Here is a 22481-nt window from a genome sequence, read left to right on the forward strand (position 1 = left end):
CTGGCCCAGCTACATGTGCCAGACCTAAAACAAACCGGAGCCGCTGAGAAGCGGCTCCGGTCACGAAATCGGCTTGATGGATCAGGCGGCGGCCGGCCTGCGTCCGGCTGCGGTGGCGAGTTCCCGGATGCCGGGCTCGATGTGCTGCAGAGCGATAGAGGAAATGCCCAACCGCATGAAACGCGAAGGCTTCTCGGTGCGGTCGAAGAAGCGGTCGCCGGGCTCGATGATGACGCTGCGCGAGGCCGCGGCTTCGGCCAAACCGCGGGAATCGGTGCCGCGGGGCCCTTCCAGCCACAGCGACGTGCCGCCGGCCGAGTCGGTCGAGCGCCATTCCGGCAGGAAGGCCGAAATCGCATGGACCAGCCGCTTGCGCCGCTCGTCGAAGGCGCTCGACAGCCGCCGCACCAGCGCTTCGTGATGGCCGAGCGACAGGAAGAGCGCCACGGCGCGCTGATTGTTGGCCGGCGGATGGCGCAGCATGAAGCGGCGCAGCGCCCTGAGTTCGGCGATCAGTCCAGCGGAAGCCACGATGTAGCCAAGCCGCAGCCCCGGGGCCAGCGTCTTCGACATCGAGCCGACATAGACGACGCGGCCGGAACGGTCGAGGCTCTTCAATGCCTGCTGCGGCGCCTCGTCGAGAAGCTGGCTGTCATAGCCGTCTTCGATGATGATCTGGTTGTGCCGGTTGGCGCGCGCCAGAAGATCCTGCCGCCGCTCCGCCGACAACGGCACCATGGTCGGGCAATGATGACTGGGGGTGACGAAGACGAAGCCGGAATCATTGGGAATAGAAGAGGTTACGATACCGGACTGGTCCACTGGCACCGGCTCGATGTCGGCGCCCGCGAGCCGGAAGATCGAGCGTGCGTCGGGATAGCCTGGATCCTCCATCGCCACTTTCGAGCCCTTGGTCATCAGCAGCGAGGCCAGCATATAGAGCGCGTTCTGGGCGCCCAGCGTGACGATGATCTCGTCGGGATTGGCGAAGATGCCGCGCCGGGGCAGCAGCCGTGCCTGGATTTGCTCGATCAGCAGCGGATCGTCGCGGTCGACCATGTCGGACGCCCAGTTGCGGATCTCCAGCACGGCCAGCGCCATGCGGTTGCACTCGCGCCACTCGGCGGTCGGGAACAGCGCCGGGTCGAACTGGCCGTACACGAAGGGGTAGGAGGACTTGATCCAGTTCTCGTGCTTGGCGGGCGGCGGCATGTCGCTTGCCGCGATCTGCCGGCGCGCCTTCCAGTCGATCTCGTTGGCCTGGTCGGGTGCTTTCTGGTGCGGCTTGGCGGGTGTCGCCAGCACGTCCGGATTGACGAAATGGCCGCGCCGCTCGCGCGCCACCAGGAAACCCTGGTCGACGAGCTGCTGGAATGCCAGCACCACCGTTCCGCGTGCGACGCCGAGTTTTTCGGCCAGGATACGGCAGGAAGGCAGCGGCATCGAAGCGGCGATCTGGCGGTCGAGAATCGCGGCCACGATGGCTTGGCGGATCTGCGCCTGCAGGGTCTGGCCGGATTCAGCCGAAATCCGGAACAGGCCGGACCATATCGCCGTGTCGTTTCTCTGTGGCATGGAAGATGTTCCTCGATGGCCAGCTTTTTTCGCTTGGCTGGACCAGCCGAACGTAACCGTGGCACAAGGGGTTGCGCCAATCAATTTTTCTGATCTTTGGGATTTATGCCAGTGATCCTTCAAGCTCGAAATAAGGCGCGGCCCCTCGCTCTCGACACCACCTCGCTCCTCGATACCCACCTCCTTGCTCGATACATTGTGTCATCGCATCGTGATGTGCTGCGTCATCGCCGCGTATTGACCGGATGGATTTCGGCTCAATAGTTGGGGCGCGACGACACGCGCCGGAAACATCCGGTCTGATATGGTGCGTCGAAAAAGCCAGGAGTCCCCGCCAGTGGATCAGTCAGCCTTCCAGAAACAGCTTGCCGCCCTGCGCGACCATCGCGCCGCGGCCCCGGGCGACATGCGCCAGGCCTTTGCCGCCGATCCACAGCGCTTCAAGACATTCTCCGCCGCTGACGGCGACCTCCTGCTCGACTGGTCGAAATGCGCCGTCGACGCGACGACCATGGATTTCCTTGAGAAGCTCGCCGCCGCAGCCGATCTCGAAGGCCGTCGCGCCGCCATGTTCGCCGGCAAGAAGATCAACATCACCGAAGACCGCGCCGTCCTGCACACGGCGCTGCGCAACCTGAGCGGCAAGGGCGTCACGGTTGACGGCCAGGACGTCAAGGCGGATGTCATATCCGTGCTCGACGCCATGGGCGCCTTCGCCGATGCCATTCGCTCCGGCAAGGCAACAGGCGCCACCGGCAAGAAGATCACCGATATCGTCAACATCGGCATTGGCGGCTCCGACCTTGGTCCGGCCATGGCGACGCTGGCGCTCGCCCCATATCATGACGGCCCGCGCGCCCACTATGTCTCCAACATTGACGGCGCTCACATCCACGACACGCTGAAGGGGCTGTCCGCCGAAACCACGCTGTTCATCATTGCCTCCAAGACTTTCACCACGGTCGAGACGATGACCAATGCGCAGACGGCGCGCGACTGGGTGCAGAAGGCGCTCGGCAAGGAGGCCGTGGGCAAGCATTTCGCCGCCGTCTCGACCGCGCTCGACCTGGTGGCCAAGTTCGGCATCGAGCCGGATCGCGTCTTCGGCTTCTGGGACTGGGTCGGCGGCCGCTATTCGCTGTGGGGCGCGATCGGCCTGCCGGTCATGATCGCCGTCGGCCCAAGGAATTTTCGCGCTTTCCTCGACGGCGCGCACGAAATGGACGAACACTTCCGCACTGCGCCGCTCCAGAAAAACCTGCCGGCGCTCCTCGGGCTGGTCGGCTGGTGGCACCGCGTGGTCTGCGGCTATCTGGCCCGCGCGGTCATCCCCTACGATCAGCGCCTGTCCAGGCTGCCGGCCTATCTGCAGCAGCTCGACATGGAATCGAACGGCAAGAGCGTTACCCTTGACGGGACGCCGGTGACGACGCCGACCGGGCCGCTGGTCTGGGGCGAGCCAGGCACCAACGGCCAGCACGCCTTCTTCCAGCTGCTGCACCAGGGCACCGATTTGATCCCCGTCGAGTTCCTGGCCGCCGCCGTCGGCCACGAGCCTGATCTCAAGCATCAGCATGACCTGCTGCTCGCCAACTGCCTGGCGCAGTCGGAAGCGCTGATGAAGGGCCGTACGCTGGAAGAGGCGCGCGCGCAGATGCTGGCCAAGGGCATGAAGCCGGCCGATGTCGACCGTATCGCGCCGCATCGTGTCTTCTCCGGCAACCGGCCCTCGGTGACCATTCTCTACCGCAAGCTCGACCCGCGCACCTTCGGCCGGCTGATCGCGCTTTACGAGCACCGCGTCTTCGTCGAGGGCACGCTGTTCAACATCAACTCCTTCGACCAGTGGGGCGTCGAACTCGGCAAGGAATTGGCCACCGGCCTCCTGCCTGTCGTGGAAGGCAAGGAAAGCGCCGCAAACCGGGACGCCTCGACCAGGGGCCTTGTGGAACGCATCCACCAATTGCGTGGTTCGGAGTGAAGCGCTTGGCTGACATCAAGGGGATATTGTTCGACAAGGATGGAACGCTTGTCGACTTCAACGCGACCTGGCTCGGCGTCGCCGACTTCATGGCCATGGACGCGGCCGACGGCGACCGCTGGAAAGCCGACAGGCTGCTCGCGGCCGCAGGCTTCGATTTCGCCAACCGGCGCTTCAAGCCCGATTCCATCTTTGCCTCCGGCACCAATCTCGACGTTGTCGAACTGTGGTTCCCGCGCCTGTCCAACGAAGACCAGATGCTGGCCGTTGCCCGTTTCAACGAGATCACCTCGGTGCAGGGCTCGACGATGGCGGTGGCGCTGCCGGGCATCGCCGACACGCTGGCTCTGCTGCACAGGCGATCCTACCGGCTTGGCGTCGCCACCAACGATTCGACCAGCGGCGCGGAAAAGACGCTTGTCACGCTGGGTGTCGCGCAACTGTTCGAAGCCGCCTATGGCTATGACGCGGTGGCCAACCCCAAGCCCGCTCCCGACACCATCCAGGCCTTTTGCGATCTTACGGGGCTCAAGCCGTCTGAGATCGCCATGGTCGGCGACAACAGGCACGATCTCGAAATGGCGCGTGCCGGCGGCTGCGGCCTGGCGGTGGGCGTGCTCTCCGGCACCGGCACGCGCGAATCGCTGGCCGAGATCGCCGATGTCATCCTGGATTCGGTTGCCGATCTGCCGGATTTCCTTTCGACGCGGGTCAAGGAGACGGTCTGATCGGCAGGGCGGCGTACTGTTCGGGCTGGAGGCGAAAGACAGCGCTCGGCTTCAGCGCGGCGTCTTTCGCCTCGCCGAAATCCGGCACCTTGTATTCGGCAAGCAGCCGCAGCCGCGAGCGCGGCAGATAGGCCCGGCCCGGATCGCCGACCAGCACCTCGATGCCGGCGGCGAGGCAGCGGTCGAGGAAAGGCATCATCCCCAAGGCGACACCTTGTCCGTAGAACACGTCGCCGGCGAGCACCAGGTCCACGGCGGGCGGTGGCCCGGTGGTGATGTCGTTCCCCATTATCGTGATCGTGACGCCATTGGCCGCTGCATTCAGCGCCAGCGCGGCAACGCCGTTCCGATCGACCTCGGCGGCTATCACCTCACACGCGCCGGCCTTTCCCGCGGCAATGCCGACAATGCTGGAGCCTGCTCCAAGGTCGAGCACGCGGCGGCCCGCCACGATCTCCGGATGGTCCAGCACATAGCGCGCCAGCACGGCGCCGCCTGCCCAAGCATAGGCCCAATAGGGCGGCTGCGGCTCCTGCGAATCGGCGTCATCGCCTTCGACAAGGCGCCTCAGCCCGCTGCTCGGGTGGGCGGTATAAAGCCGGATTTCGGGAAGCGCCGGCACCGATGTCAGGCGCATGTTCGCCTTGATGAATTCCGCCGGGTCGAGGCGCGGGCGCCGGACCGGCGTATCGTCGTTGGCGAGATCCACTATTCGCGCAGCGCCCGCCGCAGGATCTTGCCGACCGGCGTCTTCGGCAATTCGGTCCTGAACTCGATGTATCTGGGCCGCTTGTAGCCGGTCAGGTTCTCGCGGCAAAAGGCGGTGATGGCCTCGGCGGTCAGGGCCGGGTCTTTCTTGACGATGAACAGTTTCGGCACTTCGCCCGAATGCTCGTCCGGCACGCCGATCGCCGCCACTTCGAGCACGCCGGGATGCGCCGCCACGACTTCCTCGAGTTCGGTCGGATAGACGTTGAAGCCGGAGACGAGGATCATGTCCTTCTTGCGGTCGACGATCTTGGTGAAGCCGCGATCGTCCATGAAGCCCATGTCGCCGGACTTGAAGAAGCCGTCCTTGGTCATCACCCTGGCGGTCTCGTCCGGCCGGTTCCAGTAACCGGCCATCACCTGCGGTCCCCTGATGCAGATCTCACCGACTTCGCCGAGCGGTACGTTGTTGCCGTCGTCGTCGCGAATGGCGATTTCGGTCGAGGGCAGCGGCAGGCCGATAGTGCCGGTGAACTCGCCGGAGCTGAACTTGTTGGCCGTCGCCACCGGCGAGGTCTCCGAAAGACCGTAGCCTTCGCTGATGGGGCAACCGGTCAGCGCTTTCCAGCGCTCGGCGACACCCTTCTGTACCGCCATGCCGCCGCCAAGCGTCAAGAGCAGCGGCTTGAAGTCGAGCTTGCGAAAGTCCTCATTGTTGAGCAGCGCGTTGAACAGCGTGTTGAGGCCCGGAAAGATATGGATCGGATACTTGCCCATTTCCTTGACGAAGCCGGGAATGTCGCGCGGATTGGGGATCAGTATGTTCTGGCCGCCCATCTGCATGCCCATCAGTGCATTCACCGTCAGCGCGAAGATATGGTAGAGCGGCAGTGCGCAGACTAGGTTGAGATGCGCCGGCTTTGGCTTGACGGTGTAGGCGTCCTGCAGCCAGAGCGCATTCTGCGCGACATTGGCCAGCACATTGCTGTGCGAGAGGGTCGCGCCTTTCGAGATTCCGGTGGTGCCGCCGGTATATTGCAGGAAGGCGACATCGCTGGCGGCCACCGTGGCCGGCTTAAACGTCATGCCGCGGCCAGTCTTGAGGGCCGCATTGAACTTGACATGGCCAGGCAATGACCAGGCCGGCACCATCTTTTTGACGCGGCGCACGACCAGATTGACGATCGAGCCCTTCAGGCCGCCGAGCAGGTCGCCCATTGCCGCGACGACGACGTGCTTGACCGAGGTCCTGGCGACGACCGCCTGCAGGGTGTTGGCGAAGTTTTCGAGGATGACGATGGCCTGCGCCCCGGAATCCTTGAGCTGATGCTCCAGTTCGCGTGGCGTGTAGAGCGGATTGACGTTCACCACCGTGAAGCCGGCGCGGGCGACCGCCATCATCGCTATGGGATATTGCAGCACGTTCGGCATCATCAGGGCGACACGGGCGCCCTTCTGCAATCCTGTGGACTGCAGGTAGGCACCGAAGGCCGCCGAAGACTGTTCGAGCTGCGCGTAGGTGATGGACTTGCCCATGCACGTGAAAGCCGGCTGGCCGGCGAACTGCTTGCAGGCGCCAACGAGGAAGTCGCCGATGGAACCGTAGGGAAGGGCGCCGATCTCGGCCGGCATGTTCTTGGGATAGCTGTTGAGCCATGGCTTTTGCGGCAGGCCGGCGGCGAGTTCGGTGAGCGCCTTCGGCAGCCGCTGGCTGGCCGCTGTCGCTGGCTTCGAGACCGGTGCAGCCTTCACTGGTGGCGAACTCTTCGTCGTCGCGGTTTTGCCCGTTCCGGCCTTGCCCGATCCGGCCTTGGTCGCGGGCGCCTTTGCCGGCGCGGCCTTCGTCGCCGGCTTCGCGGCGGTCCTGGCGGTGGCCACGGCTTTTGCCGCGGGTGCTTTCTTGCCGGCGGCCGCCTTCGCGGTCGCTGCCTTGCCCGCGACCTTGCCCTGCCCGTCGCCGCCGGCGGCTGGCCTAGGCCCCGCCTTGGCCGACGCTTTCACCGGCGCCTTCGATGCTTTTGCCACCCGTTCCTCCTCGACAACCCTGGTCGCCTGTTCTCGCTGGCCCCTACCGCGCCGCCTCCGGATTGATGGAGACGTCCCTCCGCTGTGCCGCCTGTCTATCTATGTATTGCCTCTATCGGCGGCGGTGCAAGTCTTGCCCTTGCGGCAAGATGCCGAAAGATTTGCCGCCGAAAACCTTCCCGCCGGCCGCGGCCGGAACCGGCATCTTTCCGCACCGGCGGCGGATGAATACTGGGCGCGGCATCCTTGTCGTCGGACGTCGGATCAATAAAAAAATGCAGTCGTTAATAATATCGTGAATAGAAAAAACTGCTAATTTTTTCTGCCATTTAGCAAAATCGCGGATTTTTTTCCTGCTTCCCGCGGGGTAAGCAAACGGGGTGTTCCAAACCCGGAAAAACGGTGCTTATATGCGCGCTTCGCGAGCCTGATAGAGGGGCTTGGAAGAACATCAGGGAGTGCTCAATGAAGAAGAAATTGACTTTTGCAGCCGCGTTGCTGGCTGCAAGCGTCCTGGGCGGCGTGGCCAACGCGAAAACTCTGGTCTATTGCGCTGAAGCGTCGCCGGAGGGTTTCGACCCGGCGCCGTATACCGCGGGCCAGACATTCGACGCGTCCTCGCGTACCGTCTTCAATCGCCTTGTCGAATTCGATCACGGCAAGACCTCGGTTTCGCCCGGCCTGGCGGATAGCTGGACCATTTCCGACGACGGCAAGGAATATACCTTCAAGCTGCGCAAGGGCGTCAAGTTCGCGCCCACCGACTACTTCACCCCGACCCGCGACCTGAACGCCGACGACGTGGTGTTCTCTTTCGAGCGCCAGGTCGACAAGAACGGCCCCTGGTTCCAGTACATACCGGGCATCGCCTACCAGTATTACAATGACCAGTTCGGCGACAACATCACCAAGGTCGAGAAGGTCGACGACCTGACGGTGAAGTTCACCCTCAAGGAACCGGCGATCACCTTCATTCCGACGCTGGGCATGGATTTCGCCTCGATCGTCTCGAAGGAATATGCCGACAAGCTGCAGGCCGACAAGACGCCTGAACTGTTCAACCAGAAGCCGGTCGGCACTGGGCCGTTCATCTTCGTCGACTACCAGACCGATGCCGCCATCCGCTACAAGGCCAACCCGGACTATTGGGGCGGCAAGCAGAAGATCGACGATCTGGTCTTCGCCATCACCACCGATCCGGCGGTGCGCGCGCAGAAGCTGAAGGCCGGCGAATGCAACATCATGTCCTATCCGGCACCGGCCGACATTGCCGGCCTGCAGGCTGATGCGAACCTGACGGTCGCGGAGCAGGAAGGCCTCAACGTCGGCGCGCTGATGTACAACACCCAGCAGAAGCCGTTCGACGACGTGCGTGTCCGAAAGGCGCTCAACATGGCCATCAACAAGAAGGCCATCATCGACGCCGTGTTCCAGGGCGCCGGCCAGGTGGCGATCAACCCGATCCCGCCGACCATGTGGTCCTACAACAAGGACGTGAAGGACGATCCGTACGATCCGGACGCGGCCAAGAAGATGCTTGAAGAGGCCGGCGTGAAGGACCTCAAGATGAACGTCTGGGCGATGCCCGTCTCGCGCCCGTACATGCCGAACGCGCGCCGCACCGCCGAGCTGATCCAGGCGGACTTCGCAAAGGTCGGCGTCACCGTCAACATCGTCAGCTACGATTGGGGTGAATACCTCAAGCGCGCTTCCGCGGTCGATCACGACGGTGCCGTCATCGTCGGCTGGACCGGCGACAATGGCGATCCGGACAACTTCCTCGGCGTGCTCCTGAGCTGCGCTTCCGTCGGTTCGAACAACCGCGCGGAATGGTGCAACAAGGACTTCGATGCGCTTATCAACAAGGCCAAGACGGTTTCCGACCAGGCCGAGCGCACCAAGCTCTACGAACAGGCCCAGGTCATCTTCAAGGAGCAGGCACCGTGGGCAACGCTCGCCCACTCCAAGGTGTTCATGCCGATGCAGAAGACCGTCTCCGGCTTTGCGATGGATCCGCTCGGTATCCATCGCTTTGACGGCGTCGATATCGCCGAATAAGGTTCGCGAAATGGGGCGGCGCCACAAGGCGCCGCCCCACCTCGCCCGCCATGCTGCGTTATATCCTCGGCAAGCTCGCCCTCATCATCCCGACCTTCATCGGGATAACCATCCTCGCTTTCGGCTTCGTGCGCATCCTGCCCGGTGATCCGGTGCTGGTGCTTGCGGGCGAACGTGGCCTGTCGCCCGAACGTCATACGGCGCTGATGCACCAGTTCGGGTTCGACCTGCCGATCTGGCAACAGTATCTGACCTATCTGACCAATATCCTCGGCGGCGATTTCGGCACCTCGTTTTCAACCAAGACGCCGGTGCTCAAGGATTTCCTGGTGCGGTTCCCGGCCACGGTCGAACTCGCCATCTTCGCCATGATCTTCGCCGTCATCTTCGGTGTTGCCTTCGGCATTTTTGCTGCCATCCGCCGCGGCTCCTGGTTCGACCAGCTGACCATGGGCACCGCGCTCGCCGGCTATTCCATGCCAATTTTCTGGTGGGGGCTGCTGCTGATCATCGTGTTTTCCGGCACGCTGCACTGGACGCCGGTCTCGGGCCGCATCGACCTTCTCTATTTCTTCAAGCCGGTGACCGGCTTCATGACCATCGATTCCCTCATCTCGGGCCAGAAGGGCGCCTTCCGCTCGGCGGTGTCGCACCTCATCTTGCCCACCATCGTGCTCGGCACCATTCCGCTGGCGGTCATCGCCAGGCAGACCCGCTCGGCCATGCTCGAAGTGCTGGGCGAGGATTATGTGCGCACCGCGCGCGCCAAGGGCCTGGCGCCGCGGCGCGTCATCGGCCTGCATGCCTTCCGCAACGCGCTGATCCCGGTCGTCACCACGATCGGCCTGCAGGTCGGCACGCTGTTGACCGGCGCCATCCTGACCGAGAGCATCTTTTCGTGGCCGGGCATCGGCAAGTGGATGATCGATGCCATTTCCAAGCGCGACTATTTCACCGTGCAGGGCGGGTTGCTTTTGATCGCGCTGATCGTCATGTCGGTGAACCTTATCGTCGACGTGCTCTATGCCGTCATCAACCCGCGCATCCGGGCGAATTGACATGACCAATGAAGGCCCAGCCACCATCGAAGCCGCAACCGTCGTCAAGCCGCAGGATGCGCGGCTGCAGATGTTCGCCGAATTCTGGCACTATTTCTCGATCAACAAGGGTGCGGTGATCGGCCTCTTCGTCTTCGCCCTGCTGATCCTGATCGCCATCTTCGCGCCGTTGCTCGCCCCGCATTCGCCTGATGACCAGTTCCGTGACTTCTTCCTGACGCCGCCGGCCTGGCAGGCGGGCGGCAACGCGCAATTCCTGCTCGGCACCGACGCCGTCGGCCGCGATATGCTTTCGCGCCTGATCTACGGCTCGCGATTCTCGCTCGCCATCGGCTTCGTCGTCGTCACCACGGCACTGATCTCCGGCGTCATCCTCGGCCTGCTCGCCGGCTACTGCCGTGGCTGGGTCGACACGCTGATCATGCGCATCATGGACATCATCCTGGCTTTCCCGTCGCTGCTGCTGGCCCTGGTGCTGGTCGCGGTGCTCGGCCCAGGCCTCGTCAATGCCATGATCGCCATCGCCTTCGTGCTGCAGCCGCACTTCGCCCGGCTCACCCGCGCCGCCGTGATGGCGGAGAAGACCCGCGAATATGTAGTCTCGGCCAAGGTCGCCGGGGCCAGCCATCTCAGGCTGATGCTGGTCACCATCCTGCCCAACTGCATCGCCCCGCTGATCGTGCAGGCGACGCTGTCCTTCTCCAACGCCATTCTTGAGGCGGCCGCCCTCGGCTTCCTCGGCATGGGCGCGCAGCCGCCGACGCCGGAATGGGGCACCATGCTTGCCGAAGCACGCGAGTTCATCCTGCGCGCCTGGTGGGTGGTGACCTTTCCCGGCCTCGCCATCCTGATCACCGTCTTTGCCATCAACCTGATCGGCGACGGCCTGCGCGACGCGCTTGACCCCAAGCTGAAGAGGTCGTGAGCATGTCCCTGCTCGAGATCAAGAACCTCACCGTTTCCTTCGACACCGCCGCCGGACCGTTCATGGCCGTGCAAGGCATCGACCTTTCGGTCGAGCCGCGCGAGGTGCTGGCGATCGTCGGCGAGTCCGGCTCCGGCAAGTCGGTCTCGATGCTGGCGGTGATGGGGCTGTTGCCCAACACCGCGACGGTCAAGGCCGACCGCATGGCTTTCGATGGCGTCGACCTGTTGAAGCTCAGCCCGTCCGAACGCCGCAAGATCGTCGGCAAGGACATCTCGATGATCTTCCAGGAGCCGATCGCCAGCCTCAACCCATGCTTCACCGTCGGCTTCCAGATCGAGGAAGTGTTGCGCTTCCACATGGGCATGGATCGCGCCCAGCGCCGGGCGCGCGCCATCGAGCTGATGAAGCTGGTCGGCATTGCCGATCCGGAAGAACGGCTGAGCTCGTTTCCGCACCAGATGTCGGGCGGCCAGTGCCAGCGCGTCATGATCGCGATCGCCATTGCCTGCAATCCGAAGCTCTTGATCGCCGACGAGCCGACGACCGCGCTCGACGTCACCATCCAGAAGCAGATCCTCGATCTCCTGGTCTCGCTGCAGGCCAAATACGGCATGGGCCTGATCATGATCACCCACAATATGGGCGTGGTGGCCGAGACCGCCGACCGCGTCATCGTCCAGTACAAGGGCCGCAAGATGGAAGAGGCCGACGTGCTGTCGCTGTTTGAATCGCCGAAAAGCAACTACACGCGCGCGCTGCTGTCGGCGCTGCCGGAAAACGCCGTCGGCGACCGGCTGCCGACTGTGTCCGATATGCTGTTCGAGCCTGCCCCTTCGGCAGCGGGAGCCTCGGCATGAGCACCACCGTCCTCGAAGGCAAGAACATCGTTCGCGACTACCATATCGGCGGCGGCCTGTTCTCCGGGCCGCGCACAGTGCATGCCGTTAAGGGCGTCTCCTTCACGGTGGACAAGGGCAAGACGCTGGCCATCGTCGGCGAAAGCGGCTGCGGCAAGTCCACGCTCGCCCGCATCATCACCTTGATCGATCCCGCGACGTCGGGCGAGCTGTTCATCGACGGCAACAAGGTCGATATCGCCAAAGGCGGATTGACCAAGGAGATGCGCCGCAAGGTGCAGATCGTCTTCCAGAACCCTTACGGATCGCTCAATCCGCGCCAGAAGATCGGCGATGTGCTGGGCGAGCCGCTGCTGATCAACACCGACAAGCCGGCCGCCGAACGGCGCGACCTCGCCATGAAGATGCTGAAGAAGGTCGGCCTCGGTCACGAGCACTATAACCGCTATCCGCACATGTTCTCGGGCGGCCAGCGCCAGCGCATCGCCATTGCCCGTGCGCTGATGCTCAACCCAAGCCTGCTGGTGCTCGACGAGCCGGTTTCGGCGCTCGATCTCTCGGTGCAGGCGCAGGTGCTCAACCTGCTCGCCGACCTGCAGGACGAATTCCAGCTGACCTATGTCTTCATCAGCCACGATTTGTCGGTGGTGCGCTACATCGCCGACGATGTGATGGTGATGTATTTCGGCGAGGCGGTCGAATATGGCTCGCGCGACGAGGTCTTCTCCGACCCCAAGCACAGTTACACCAGGACGCTGTTCGCCGCGACGCCGCGCGCCGATGTGGCGAGCATCAAGGCGAGGCTGGCGAAGAAGAAGGCTGCTTAACGTCGCAAAGCCATGCAAATGGCCGGACGTCAGCGCCGCCCCTCATTGTCCTGCCGGACATTTCTCCCCGTATAGTGACGGGGAGAAAAACGCTCTCACGGCCGGTTTCGCCAACCACCAAGATTGCGAGCAGGGTGCCGAGGGTGCGGCCAGCCTCTTCTCCCGTCACTATACGGGGAGAAGGTGCCGGCAGGCGGATGAGGGGCAGCGCGACGGCCCGAATCGATCGGAGCGATTGCCGCGACGATTGCCGCGAGCCTGACTCATCACGACAGCTTGGCGATGATGGCGCGCAAAGCCTCACCGAACTTGTGGATCTCCTCGACCGTATTGTAGTGCACCAGCGAGGCGCGGATGGCGCCGCTGTCCATGCTGAGGTTGAGGCGCTTCATCAGCCGCGGCGCGTACATGTGGCCGTCGCGGATGCCGATCTGCATCTCGGCCATTTCCTCGACGATCCGCTGCGGCGACAGCTTGCCGATATTGAAGCAGAAGGTCGGCACGCGCTCGTTGATGCGCGCCTCGTCGGCGACCCCGTAGATGGTCGCGCCGCAATCCTTCAGTACGCCCATCATCTCGCGCGCCAGCACCAGCTCATAATCGCGGATGGCGCCCATGCCGGCGACGATGTTTTCGCGTCGCGAGCGGTTGTTGGAGGGCGCCAGATTGCGGCCGATCAGTTCCAGATATTGCACGGCGGCATCCATGCCCGACACGTTCTCGTAGATGAAGGTGCCGGCTTCCACCTTGTAGGGAGGCTCGTCCGGAATGAAATCCTCGCGGAAGGTCGGCAGCCGCTCCAGCGTCTCGAAGCGGCCCCACAGAAAGCCCATATGCGGCGAGAAATTCTTGTAGCCGGAGCAGACGAGATAATCGCAGCCCCAGGCCTGCACGTCGATCAGCCCATGCGGCCCGTAATGCACGCAGTCGAGGAACACTTCGGCGCCGGCGGCCTGGGCGATTTGCGCCACCGACGCGACGTCGACGATCGAACCGATCGAGTGCGCCGTCACCGTGCAGGCGACCAGCCGAGTGCGGTCCGAAACCAGCGGCTTGAGATCGTCGACATGCAGGTTGCCATCCTCGCGCATGCGCCACCACTTGAATTTGGCGCCGGCCGATTCCAGCGCCAGCCAGGTGGCGATGTTGGCGTCGTGGTCCATGTCGGTGATGACGATCTCGTCGCGTTCTCCAAGCATCTGGCCGATGCCGAGGCTGACCAGACGGATGAAGGAGGTGGCGTTCATGCCGAAGCAGATTTCCGCCGGGCTGTAAGCATTGATCAACAGTGCGACGCTTGTCCGCGCATCGGCGACCGACTGGTCGACGGTGACGCTGCGGCCATAGCGGCCGCCGCGCTGCACATTATGCGAGACCAGGTGGTTGGTCACCGCGTCGAGCACGCTCTGCGGAATCTGCGCCCCGGCGGCGTTGTCCATGAAGATGAAATCGCCAGCCCGCTGCAGGGCGGGAAACATGGCGCGGATGGTGTCGACGGGAAAGCCGCCGGTGGCCTGGGGATTGCTCAAGGATATCTCCTGCGAAGTGCTTGCGGGGTGGTGAGTGGTCAGCGGGTCTTCTCGGTCTTGAAGCGGGCTTCAAGCAGGCTGACGAGACGAACCATCGGCCAAAGGAAGATGAGATAGACCAGCGCCGCGCCGATCAGCGGCGAGGGATTGGCGTAGAGCGACTGTGCATTGGTCGCTTCCTTGAGCAGTTCCGGCAGCGCCACGGTGGAGGCCAGCGACGTGTCCTTGAACATCGAGACGCAGTTGCTGGTCATCGGCGGGATGACGACGCGCACCGCCTGCGGCAGCACCACCTTGCGCAAGGTCAAAAGGAACGGCAGGCCAAGCGCCTGCGCCGCCTCGAACTGGCCGCGCGGAATGCTCTCTATGCCGGAACGGAACACCTCCGCCGAATAGGCCGACATGATAATGGCGAACGCGGTCACCGCCGACGCCCAGGACGATAGGCGTATGCCGAGGAAAGGCAGCGCGTAATAGATCAGGATCAGCACGACGAGGACCGGCAAGGCGCGGAAAATGTCGGTGTAACCGACCGCCAGCCAGCGCAGCGGCTTCGGCGCATAGAGCCGCAACAGGCTGATCACCAGGCCGATGGGAATGCCGATGCCGATGCTGAGCAGACCGAGCAGCAGCGTGTTCAGGAAGCCGCGCAGCAACGCCGGCAGGCTCGACGCGATGACGTCGGCGTTGAAGAAAGTGTCGATCAGCGACATCAGGGCATTCCCGAACGGTGTTGCGTCATCTGACGTCAGAGCCCGACCCGGAACATCAAGATCGGCTGTGCCGAACGGATGCTGGTCCCGGGAAGGCTATGCGTGAAAAACGGGACGTGCCGACCCCTTTGGGGCCGGCACGCATTCCGTCTGGCCGCCGCTCAGGCCTTGGGCATAGGCATTTCCTTGACGGTCGAGGAATCGGCCGGCGCGTCGCTGCCGAACCACTTCTTGTGGATCGCGGCCAACGTGCCGTCCTTCTTCATCGCCGTCAGCGCGTCGTTGAGTTTGCCGAGCAGCGGATGATCCTTGGTCATCATCAGGCCGTACTGCTCGCCGGTCTTGATGCGCTGCTTGACCTTCAGGTCCTTCATCTTCGTAAAGGAATATTCCATGCCGGGAATGTCGCTGACGGCGGCGTCGATCCGGCCGGCGCTGAGGTCGAGCAGCAAGTTCTGCTGCGTGTCATAGCCCTTTACATCGCTGAAGCCGTCGGCTTCCTGATGCGCCTTGACCCAGGTCTCGCCGGTCGAGCCCGAGAGCACGCCGACGATCTTGCCCTTGAGGTCGGCCTCGGCGTTGATCGCGCTGTCGGTCTTGGTCGCGATACCCATGTCGGAATCATAATAGGGCTGGGTGAACGACTGCGACTTCAGCCGCTCCGGCGTGATGGTGATCGAGGAGATGGCGACGTCGATGCGCTTCGAAGTGGTGGCGGCGAACAGTGCCTGAAAGCCGAGATCGGCGATGTCGGTGGTCATGCCGGCGCGCTTGGCCGCCTCGTTGACGATGTCGACTTCGAAACCCTCGAACGTGCCGCTCTCGTTCTTATATTCGAAGGGCGGATTGGTCGGGTAGGCGCCGACATTGAGCACATCGGCGGCATAGGCGGTTGCCGGTCCGGCCGCGATGCCGATTGCCGCGGCGACAAGGATGAGATTGCGACGGTTGAGCTTCATTGGTGGTCCCTCTGGGGTGTTCCCTCTGGTTGTTGATCGGGCGGGCTGGCCCGCACGGTTTCTTGCCGTCCCGCCTCCCAGCGGGGCGTCAATTCATGATGGCGGCCATGCGCTCGAGCGCTGCCGCGATTTTGTCGCGGTCGCACACGCTTTCACGCGCGAAAGGTTGGCGATGGTCTCGGTACGCAGGTCGTGGAGCTGAGCGCGCGCACCATCGAAAGCGTAGCGCGCGCTGGACGATGATTGGGGCTGCACAAACGACAAGGACTGAAACCCCTCCCACCCGGAGCACCATGATGACTGCCCGTAAAGCCCTCCAGGCCGACAGTCGCCATCCATCCTGAATGCTTATCCAAAGCGCGGCGCTTTTCAAGGCAAAAGTTTTAAGCTTAAAAAGTTTCCTGGCTTGATCGCTTGTGCAACCCGGCGCTAGCGCGGGTCCTCCCGCGCCAGTTCGGCCCGGGCGGCGGCATAATTGGCCGCGGCGCCCGCACCCAGGTACATTGTGTCGCTGGCCAGGACGAAGAAGCTGGCGCCGATTGCCGCCCATTGGCCGATGGCCTGCGGGCTGGCGCAGAATATGCCGGAGGTCTTGTCGTGCGCGATCGCCACGCCGATGATCCTGCGGATCGCGTCCGTGAGCTTGTCGGCGCCCTTCGGTCCGATCGCATCGATCGACACGGAGAGATCGCCGGGGCCGACGAAGATCACGTCGACGCCGTCGACATCAGCGATCGCCTCGATGTTGGCCAATCCCTCTGAAGTCTCGACCTGGACCGCCACGACGATCCTGTCATTGGCGCCGGCTAGATATTCGGGAATGCGATAGCCATAACCGGCCGCGCGACCGGGTCCGACGCCGCGCTCGCCCCGTGGCGGATAGCGGGATGCTTTCACGGCCATTGCCGCCTGTGCGGATGTCGAGACGCGTGGCACCAGCACGCCTTGCGCGCCGCTGTCCAGCGCCGCCTGGATGGCTTCGGGCGCGTGGCCGGGAACGCGCACCATCGCCGGCACGCGGTGGACATCGGCGGCGCGCACCATGGTCTCGATGATGTCGCGTGAGATCTGGGCATGCTCCCAGTCGATGCAGAGGAAGTCGAGGCCGGACAGCGCCATCACTTCAACCGCGACGGGGTGAGGAATGGCAGCGAAGGAGCCGACGAGGTTGGCCTTGCCGATGCAATTCTGGCGGAACTCGCTCATGCCTAGTCCTTTTCTCATCCCGCCAAACTCATATCGACAAACAGGCGCAGGGCGAAGCTATTTCATGCTTGAAATATTTTCGCGGAGCCGTAGCGTGCGATCTTCGCCGGGAGGTCGCGACATGAACAAAGCACATCCGCTGCACGGCTCCAACAAACTGAAGCTTGGCGTTTTCTCGACCAACGCCGATGGCGGCCTTGCCATATCGGATGTGCCGGAACGCTGGACGGCGAGCTGGCAGGACAATCTAACGGCCGCCCGGATCGCCGATCGCGCCGGGCTGGAGTTCATGTTGCCGATCGCGCGCTGGCGTGGCTTTGGCGGCCGCAACAAGGTGCGCGAGCGGTCCTTCGAGACCTTCACCTGGGCGGCGGCACTCAGCATGGCCACCGACCGGATCGGCCTGTTCATGACCGTGCACGTGCCGCTGGTGCATCCGCTCTATGCCGCCAAGGCGCTGGCGACGGTCGATCACATCAGCAAAGGCCGGGCCGGCCTGAACATCGTCTGCGGCTGGAACCCGAAGGAATTCGGCATGTTCGGCACGCCGCTGGTCGAGAAGGGCTACGACCAGGCGGCCGAATGGATCGAGATCCTCGAGAAGCTCTATGCATCGGCGGAGCCGCTGGACTACGAAGGCACCTATTATCACCTCAAGGAGGCGGTCAGCCGGCCGGCCAGCCTGCAGGTTCCGCGCCCCGTGACCATGAACGCCGCTTTCGGCGGCCCCGGCCGCGATTTCGCCGCGGCCCATTGCGACTACCTGTTCACGACCTTTTCCGAGATGGCCGATGCCGGCAAGCATGTCGCCGACATCAGCGAGCGAGCCGACAAGGTTGGCCGGCAGGTCGGCGTCTACACCGTGGCCCATGTCGTCTGCCGTCCGACCATGGAAGAGGCGCAGGCCTATTACAATAGATATGCCGTCGATCTGGCCGATCACGAGGCGGTCGATGCGCATATGGCCGGCAAGAAGGAATTCTCGCAGTCGCACGACCCGCATGCCTATGACCGCTACCGGCAGCGTTTCGCCGGCGGCGCCGGCACCTATCCGCTGGTTGGAACGCCGCAGACGATCGTCGCCGAAATGGCCGCCATTGCGGAGCACGGCTATCAAGGCATCGCCCTGTCCTTCGTCAACTACACGCAGGAGCTGCCCTATTTCTGCGATCACGTGCTGCCGCTGCTGAGGCAGGCTGGCCTTCGCGGGTAGCAGCGATGCCAAGGGGATGATCGGTGGCCTAGCCAGGATTTCAACGTCGTCATCCCTGGGCGGAGCAGGAGTGAAGCTCCGTCGCGGAGACCCTGGGATCCATGCCGCGATCTTAGCCACGGAGTGCGGCGGAGCAGAATTCCGGACCGCTGCAACGCTTTGATTTCACGGCATGGATCCTGGGGTCTGCGCCGCGTCGCTGCGCTCCTTGCTTCGCCCCAGGATGACGAAGCGATGGGCGTTTATTCCGGAATAACGGCGGTCGCCTGGATCTCCACCTTGGCGCGGTCCTCGACCAGCGCCACCACCTGCATGGCGGCCATCGCTGGAAAATGCCGGCCGATCACCTCGCGATAGGCCTCGCCGATCCCCTTGAGGTTGCCGAGATATTCGGCCTTGTCGGTAAAATACCAGGTCATCGAGGTGATGTGCCGTGGCTCCGCGCCGGCCTCGGCCAGCACCGCGACGATGTTCTGAAGCGTCTGCCGCACCTGGCCGGCGAAATCGTCCGTCTCGAACTGGCATTGCCCGTTCCAGCCGACCTGTCCGCCGACGAAGACGAGCCTGCCGCGCGCCGCCACGCCGTTGGCGTAGCCGACCGGTTTTGCCCAGCCTTCCGGCTGCAGGATCTCGTGCATGTCGTCTCTCCGCCTGTCCAATATCGGGTCCGCAATATCCGTCTCGAAAACATTTCAGTCCGTGGTCACGACCTGTTCAGGCCGCGCCCATCACTTGCCGCGCGATCACAACCTTCTGCACGTCCGATGCGCCCTCGTAGATTCGCAGCGCGCGGATCTCGCGGTACAGGCTCTCGACGATGTGGCCCTTGCGGACGCCATCGCCGCCATGCAACTGCACGGCTATGTCGATCACCTCCTGCGCCTTGTCGGTGGCGAACAGCTTGGCCATCGCCGCCTCGCGCGTCACCCGCGCAGCGCCCATGTCCTTGGTCCAGGCGGCGCGATAGACCAGAAGCGCCGCAGCATCGACGTCGAGCGCCATGTCGGCGACATGGCCCTGCACCATCTGCAACTCGGCCATCGGCGCGCCGAACAATTTGCGTTCGGCCACCCGCTTGATGCTTTCATCGAGCGCGCGTCGGGCAAAGCCGAGCGCCGCCGCGCCGACGGTCGAGCGGAACACGTCGAGCACCGACATGGCGATGCGAAAACCGTCGCCCGGCTTGCCGATCAGCGCCGAGGCCGGCAACCGGACATGATCGAACGAAAGCCGCGCCAGCGGATGCGGCGCGATCACTTCAAGGCGCTCGGCAATGCCAAGCCCCTCGGCGTCGCCAGGCACGAGAAAAGCGGATAGCCCCTTGGCACCCGGCGCCTCTCCGGTGCGGGCGAAGACGACATAGAGATCGGCAATGCCGCCATTCGAAATCCAGGTTTTTTCGCCCGTGAGAACGTAGCTATGGCCGTCACGGGTCGCCGTCATCTCCATGTTGGCGACATCAGATCCCGAACGCGGTTCCGATAGGGCGAAGGCTGAGATCGCCTTGCCGTCCCGTGTCTTCGCAAGCCATTGCTGCTGCTCCGGCGTCCCGAATAGGCTGAGCGCGCCGGTGCCGAGACCTTGCATGGCGAAAGCGAAATCGGCGAGGCCATCGTGGCGGGCCAGCGTCTCGCGCGTGATGCACAGGGCGCGCACGTCGAGTGGTGCGGGGTTGTCCGTATCGAGCGCCGTCGGCTTCAGCCAGCCGTCCCTGCCCAGTTTCGCGACCAGCTCGCGGCAGGCGGCGTCGACGTCATGGTGGTCGACCGGCAGGTTTTTCGCGCACCAGGCGTCCAGGTGCCCGGCGAGTTCGCGATGGCGGTCTTCGAAGAAGGGCCAGTTGAGGAAGGAGCGGTCAGGCATGGATATCTCCCGTTACGCCTCGTTCCGTCACACCCCCCTCTGGCCTGCCGGCCATCTCCCCCGCAAGGGGGGAGATTAGCGGTTTCACCGATGCCGCCCCTTCCTCAGAGCTGGTAATTGGCGAAAGCCAGAGTGACATCTGATCTCCCCCCTTGCGGGGGAGATGGCCGGCAGGCCAGAGGGGGTTGCCTACGCAACAAGCCATCCTCAATTCCCCTCGAACACCGGCTTTTCCTTGGCCACGAAAGCCCGATACGCCCGTTCGAAATCGCGCGTCTGCATGCAGATCGCCTGCGCCTGTGCTTCCGCCTCGATCGCCTGATCGAGGCCCATCGACCATTCCTGGTTGAGCTGCGTCTTGGTGATGCCGTGGGCGAAGGTCGGGCCGGAGACGATGCGGGCGGCCATGTCGAGCGCGTCGGTCTCAAGTACGTCTGCCGCTACCAGCCTGTTATAGAACCCCCAGCGCTCGCCTTCCGTCGCTGTCATGGTTCGGCCGGTGTAGAGCAGTTCGGCGGCGCGGCCCTGGCCGATGATGCGCGGCAGGATCGCGCAGGCGCCCATGTCACAGCCGGCGAGACCGACGCGGGTGAACAGGAACGCTGTCTTGGCTTCCGGCGTGGCGATGCGGATATCCGAACTCATGGCGATGATGGCGCCGGCGCCGACCGCCACGCCGTCCACCGCGGCGATGATCGGCTTGCCGCAATTCAGCATCGCCTTGACGAAATCGCCGGTCATGCGGGTGAAGGCCAAGAGCTGCTTCATGTCCATCTTGACCAGTGGGCCGATGATGTCGTGAACATCGCCGCCGGAGCAGAAATTGCCGCCATTGGAGAGGAACACCACGGCGTCGACGTCGTCGGCATAGACGAGATCGCGGAACGTGTCGCGCAGCTCGGCATAGCTGTCGAAGGTCAGCGGGTTCTTGCGCTCCGGCCGGTCAAGCCGGACCTTAGCGATCCTGCCCTCGACCTCCCACAGGAAATGCGTCGGCTTGAGGCCGGCCATTGCGGTCATTCGCGTCCCTCCCAGTTGCTGCGGAACGAGGTCAGCATGCCGGTCAGCCGGCGCGCATCCTCCTCGCTGACCTTGCCCAGCAATTCGCCGATCCAGCCCTCATGCGCGGCGGCGATGATGGCAAAGGACTTCGTACCTTCCTCGGTCAGCCGAACCATCGAGGTGCGGCGGTCGCCATTGCGGCGCGCGCGCGCCACCAGCCCTTCCGAAACCAGCCGGTCGACAATACCGGTGACATTGCCGTTGGACACCAGCAGGAAGCGCGACAGGTCGCTCATCAGCATGCCCTCCGGCGCGCGGTAAAGTGCTGCCATGACGTCGAAACGCGGCAACGTCGTGTCGAATTCCTTCTTCAGGCGCTCGCGCAGTTCGGCCTCGATCGTGCGCGACGCGCGCAGCAGCCTGATCCACAGGCGCAGCCGGTCCTTGCCGGGTCCCGATGGCAGGGGCAGGGGGCCGGCTACCATGTTTCACCTCCCGAGATCGAAATCGCCTGTCCGGTGATCGATTGCGCCGCGTTGCCACACAGCCAAAGCACGGCTTCGGCAATTTCCCGGGGCTGGATGAAACGGCCTTGCGGATTGGTCGAGGCAAGACTGGCCCGCGCCTGTTCTGCCGAGCGGCCGGTCTTTTCGACGATGCGCTGGATGGACTCCTCCAGCATGTCGGTCTCGACGAAGCCTGGGCACACGGCGTTGACGGTGACACCGGATTTCGCCGTCTCGGCGGCCAGCGCCCGCATCAGGCCGACGACGCCATGCTTGGCCGCGACGTAGGGCGCGACATAGGCGTAGCCCTTCAGACCTGCCGTGGAGGCGATGAACACGATGCGGCCTGCCTTGCGCGCGGCCATGCCGGCCAGCGCCGGTTTCACCGTCAGGAAGGCGCCGGTCAGATTGACGTCGAGCGTCCGCTGCCAGTCGGCCAGCGGGATCTTGTGCGCTGGCGTGCTGCCGGCCATGCCGGCATTGGCAATGACGATATCGAACGGCCCGCGCGCGGCTTCAGCCTGCGCGTAGAGCGCCGCCGTTTCGGTCTCGCTCGTGACATCGGCGGTAATGCCGAAGATGCGGCCGCTTTGGCCCGCGACCTTTGCGAGCTCCGTTTCCCGCCGGCCGCAGATGGTCACGTCAACGCCGGCGCCGGCCAGTGCCAGCGCGATTGCCCGGCCGACGCCGGAGCCGCCGCCGGTGACCAGTGCGTGCTTGCCCGCGATCATGTGGCAATCCTCGA

General features: G+C 64.0%; 20 protein-coding genes. 8 read left to right on the forward strand and 12 right to left on the reverse strand.

Translation table 11 applies throughout. The features are described 5' to 3' along the window. Positions 1-81: 81 nt before the first annotated feature. Positions 82-1575 carry a PLP-dependent aminotransferase family protein gene (locus FJ936_RS02330; protein ID WP_015314107.1) on the reverse strand — a complete coding sequence of 498 codons (1494 nt, stop codon included), beginning with the start codon at positions 1573-1575 and terminating at the stop codon, positions 82-84. A 304-nt stretch (positions 1576-1879) separates the two neighbouring features. Between FJ936_RS02330 and pgi the strand changes: the two genes are divergently transcribed. Next, positions 1880-3556: a glucose-6-phosphate isomerase gene (gene pgi, locus FJ936_RS02335; protein ID WP_181763085.1), complete on the forward strand. Its 1677-nt coding sequence runs from the start codon at positions 1880-1882 to the stop codon at positions 3554-3556. 5 nt (positions 3557-3561) lie between these two features. Further along, entirely contained in the window at positions 3562-4284 is a 723-nt protein-coding gene (locus FJ936_RS02340; RefSeq protein ID WP_015314105.1) for an HAD family hydrolase, read from the forward strand. Here FJ936_RS02340 and FJ936_RS02345 read toward each other — a convergent pair. Further along, a complete protein-coding gene (locus FJ936_RS02345; RefSeq protein WP_246680405.1) occupies positions 4268-4921 on the reverse strand; it encodes a 50S ribosomal protein L11 methyltransferase in 654 nt (217 codons plus the stop codon). The genes FJ936_RS02340 and FJ936_RS02345 overlap by 17 nt on opposite strands. A gap of 71 nt (positions 4922-4992) precedes the next feature. Next, entirely contained in the window at positions 4993-7017 is a 2025-nt protein-coding gene (locus FJ936_RS02350) for a long-chain fatty acid--CoA ligase (RefSeq protein WP_140787008.1), read from the reverse strand. A 465-nt stretch (positions 7018-7482) separates the two neighbouring features. Here FJ936_RS02350 and FJ936_RS02355 point away from each other — a divergent pair, with 465 nt between their 5' ends. The 5 genes from FJ936_RS02355 to FJ936_RS02375 all read left to right on the forward strand — a co-directional run bounded on the left by FJ936_RS02355 (position 7483) and on the right by FJ936_RS02375 (position 12745). After that, complete coding sequence (locus FJ936_RS02355; RefSeq protein ID WP_015314102.1) at positions 7483-9075, forward strand: ABC transporter substrate-binding protein; 1593 nt, start codon at positions 7483-7485, stop codon at positions 9073-9075. Between the two features lie 50 nt (positions 9076-9125). Next, a complete protein-coding gene (locus FJ936_RS02360; protein ID WP_015314101.1) occupies positions 9126-10133 on the forward strand; it encodes an ABC transporter permease subunit in 1008 nt (335 codons plus the stop codon). Positions 10134-10203: 70 nt separating this feature from the next. Continuing rightward, complete coding sequence (locus FJ936_RS02365; protein WP_174361976.1) at positions 10204-11058, forward strand: ABC transporter permease subunit; 855 nt, start codon at positions 10204-10206, stop codon at positions 11056-11058. A gap of 2 nt (positions 11059-11060) precedes the next feature. Further along, positions 11061-11918: an ABC transporter ATP-binding protein gene (locus tag FJ936_RS02370; RefSeq protein ID WP_015314099.1), complete on the forward strand. Its 858-nt coding sequence runs from the start codon at positions 11061-11063 to the stop codon at positions 11916-11918. After that, a complete protein-coding gene (locus FJ936_RS02375) occupies positions 11915-12745 on the forward strand; it encodes a dipeptide ABC transporter ATP-binding protein (protein ID WP_140614844.1) in 831 nt (276 codons plus the stop codon). Before FJ936_RS02370 ends, FJ936_RS02375 begins: the two co-directional genes overlap by 4 nt. Before the next feature lie 266 nt (positions 12746-13011). On the opposite strand, the gene FJ936_RS02385 is transcribed toward FJ936_RS02375, so the two are convergent. The 4 genes from FJ936_RS02385 to FJ936_RS02400 form a co-directional block, all read right to left on the reverse strand. Continuing rightward, positions 13012-14274 carry a cysteine desulfurase-like protein gene (locus tag FJ936_RS02385; RefSeq protein WP_181170998.1) on the reverse strand — a complete coding sequence of 421 codons (1263 nt, stop codon included), beginning with the start codon at positions 14272-14274 and terminating at the stop codon, positions 13012-13014. Between the two features lie 38 nt (positions 14275-14312). Then, a complete protein-coding gene (locus FJ936_RS02390) occupies positions 14313-14987 on the reverse strand; it encodes an amino acid ABC transporter permease (RefSeq protein ID WP_015314096.1) in 675 nt (224 codons plus the stop codon). A 161-nt stretch (positions 14988-15148) separates the two neighbouring features. Continuing rightward, positions 15149-15946: an ABC transporter substrate-binding protein gene (locus FJ936_RS02395; RefSeq protein ID WP_140787013.1), complete on the reverse strand. Its 798-nt coding sequence runs from the start codon at positions 15944-15946 to the stop codon at positions 15149-15151. 429 nt (positions 15947-16375) lie between these two features. After that, entirely contained in the window at positions 16376-17152 is a 777-nt protein-coding gene (locus FJ936_RS02400) for an HpcH/HpaI aldolase/citrate lyase family protein (RefSeq protein ID WP_140787015.1), read from the reverse strand. Positions 17153-17273: 121 nt separating this feature from the next. On the opposite strand from FJ936_RS02400, the gene FJ936_RS02405 reads away from it, so the two are divergent. Continuing rightward, a complete protein-coding gene (locus tag FJ936_RS02405) occupies positions 17274-18365 on the forward strand; it encodes an LLM class flavin-dependent oxidoreductase (protein ID WP_141906079.1) in 1092 nt (363 codons plus the stop codon). 242 nt (positions 18366-18607) lie between these two features. Here the strand turns inward: FJ936_RS02405 and FJ936_RS02410 are convergent, their stop codons facing one another. From FJ936_RS02410 to FJ936_RS02435, 5 genes are all read right to left on the reverse strand, one after another. After that, positions 18608-19003 carry a RidA family protein gene (locus tag FJ936_RS02410; RefSeq protein ID WP_135916832.1) on the reverse strand — a complete coding sequence of 132 codons (396 nt, stop codon included), beginning with the start codon at positions 19001-19003 and terminating at the stop codon, positions 18608-18610. A 76-nt stretch (positions 19004-19079) separates the two neighbouring features. Continuing rightward, entirely contained in the window at positions 19080-20228 is a 1149-nt protein-coding gene (locus tag FJ936_RS02415) for an acyl-CoA dehydrogenase family protein (RefSeq protein ID WP_140787020.1), read from the reverse strand. Between the two features lie 207 nt (positions 20229-20435). Further along, on the reverse strand, positions 20436-21248 hold the full coding sequence (locus tag FJ936_RS02425; RefSeq protein ID WP_140723091.1) for an enoyl-CoA hydratase family protein: 813 nt from the start codon (positions 21246-21248) through the stop codon (positions 20436-20438). Continuing rightward, a complete protein-coding gene (locus tag FJ936_RS02430) occupies positions 21245-21715 on the reverse strand; it encodes a MarR family transcriptional regulator (protein ID WP_015314089.1) in 471 nt (156 codons plus the stop codon). Before FJ936_RS02430 ends, FJ936_RS02425 begins: the two co-directional genes overlap by 4 nt. Next, entirely contained in the window at positions 21709-22467 is a 759-nt protein-coding gene (locus FJ936_RS02435) for an SDR family NAD(P)-dependent oxidoreductase (RefSeq protein ID WP_140714137.1), read from the reverse strand. Before FJ936_RS02435 ends, FJ936_RS02430 begins: the two co-directional genes overlap by 7 nt. Positions 22468-22481: the final 14 nt, after the last annotated feature.

Source organism: Mesorhizobium sp. B2-4-13, assembly GCF_006658535.1.
Classification (GTDB): domain Bacteria; phylum Pseudomonadota; class Alphaproteobacteria; order Rhizobiales; family Rhizobiaceae; genus Mesorhizobium; species Mesorhizobium australicum.

Coding starts and splice junctions, on each gene's coding strand:
- FJ936_RS02390 (WP_015314096.1), bottom strand. CDS start 14,987: ATGTCGCTGATCGACACTTTCTTCAACGCCGACGTCATCGCGTCGAGC.
- FJ936_RS02355 (WP_015314102.1), top strand. CDS start 7,483: ATGAAGAAGAAATTGACTTTTGCAGCCGCGTTGCTGGCTGCAAGCGTC.
- FJ936_RS02400 (WP_140787015.1), bottom strand. CDS start 17,152: ATGAGCGAGTTCCGCCAGAATTGCATCGGCAAGGCCAACCTCGTCGGC.
- pgi (WP_181763085.1), top strand. CDS start 1,880: ATGGTGCGTCGAAAAAGCCAGGAGTCCCCGCCAGTGGATCAGTCAGCC.
- FJ936_RS02360 (WP_015314101.1), top strand. CDS start 9,126: ATGCTGCGTTATATCCTCGGCAAGCTCGCCCTCATCATCCCGACCTTC.
- FJ936_RS02415 (WP_140787020.1), bottom strand. CDS start 20,228: ATGCCTGACCGCTCCTTCCTCAACTGGCCCTTCTTCGAAGACCGCCAT.
- FJ936_RS02410 (WP_135916832.1), bottom strand. CDS start 19,003: ATGCACGAGATCCTGCAGCCGGAAGGCTGGGCAAAACCGGTCGGCTAC.
- FJ936_RS02425 (WP_140723091.1), bottom strand. CDS start 21,248: ATGACCGCAATGGCCGGCCTCAAGCCGACGCATTTCCTGTGGGAGGTC.
- FJ936_RS02375 (WP_140614844.1), top strand. CDS start 11,915: ATGAGCACCACCGTCCTCGAAGGCAAGAACATCGTTCGCGACTACCAT.
- FJ936_RS02405 (WP_141906079.1), top strand. CDS start 17,274: ATGAACAAAGCACATCCGCTGCACGGCTCCAACAAACTGAAGCTTGGC.
- FJ936_RS02345 (WP_246680405.1), bottom strand. CDS start 4,921: ATGCGCCTGACATCGGTGCCGGCGCTTCCCGAAATCCGGCTTTATACC.
- FJ936_RS02435 (WP_140714137.1), bottom strand. CDS start 22,467: ATGATCGCGGGCAAGCACGCACTGGTCACCGGCGGCGGCTCCGGCGTC.
- FJ936_RS02395 (WP_140787013.1), bottom strand. CDS start 15,946: ATGAAGCTCAACCGTCGCAATCTCATCCTTGTCGCCGCGGCAATCGGC.
- FJ936_RS02370 (WP_015314099.1), top strand. CDS start 11,061: ATGTCCCTGCTCGAGATCAAGAACCTCACCGTTTCCTTCGACACCGCC.
- FJ936_RS02330 (WP_015314107.1), bottom strand. CDS start 1,575: ATGCCACAGAGAAACGACACGGCGATATGGTCCGGCCTGTTCCGGATT.
- FJ936_RS02430 (WP_015314089.1), bottom strand. CDS start 21,715: ATGGTAGCCGGCCCCCTGCCCCTGCCATCGGGACCCGGCAAGGACCGG.
- FJ936_RS02365 (WP_174361976.1), top strand. CDS start 10,204: ATGTTCGCCGAATTCTGGCACTATTTCTCGATCAACAAGGGTGCGGTG.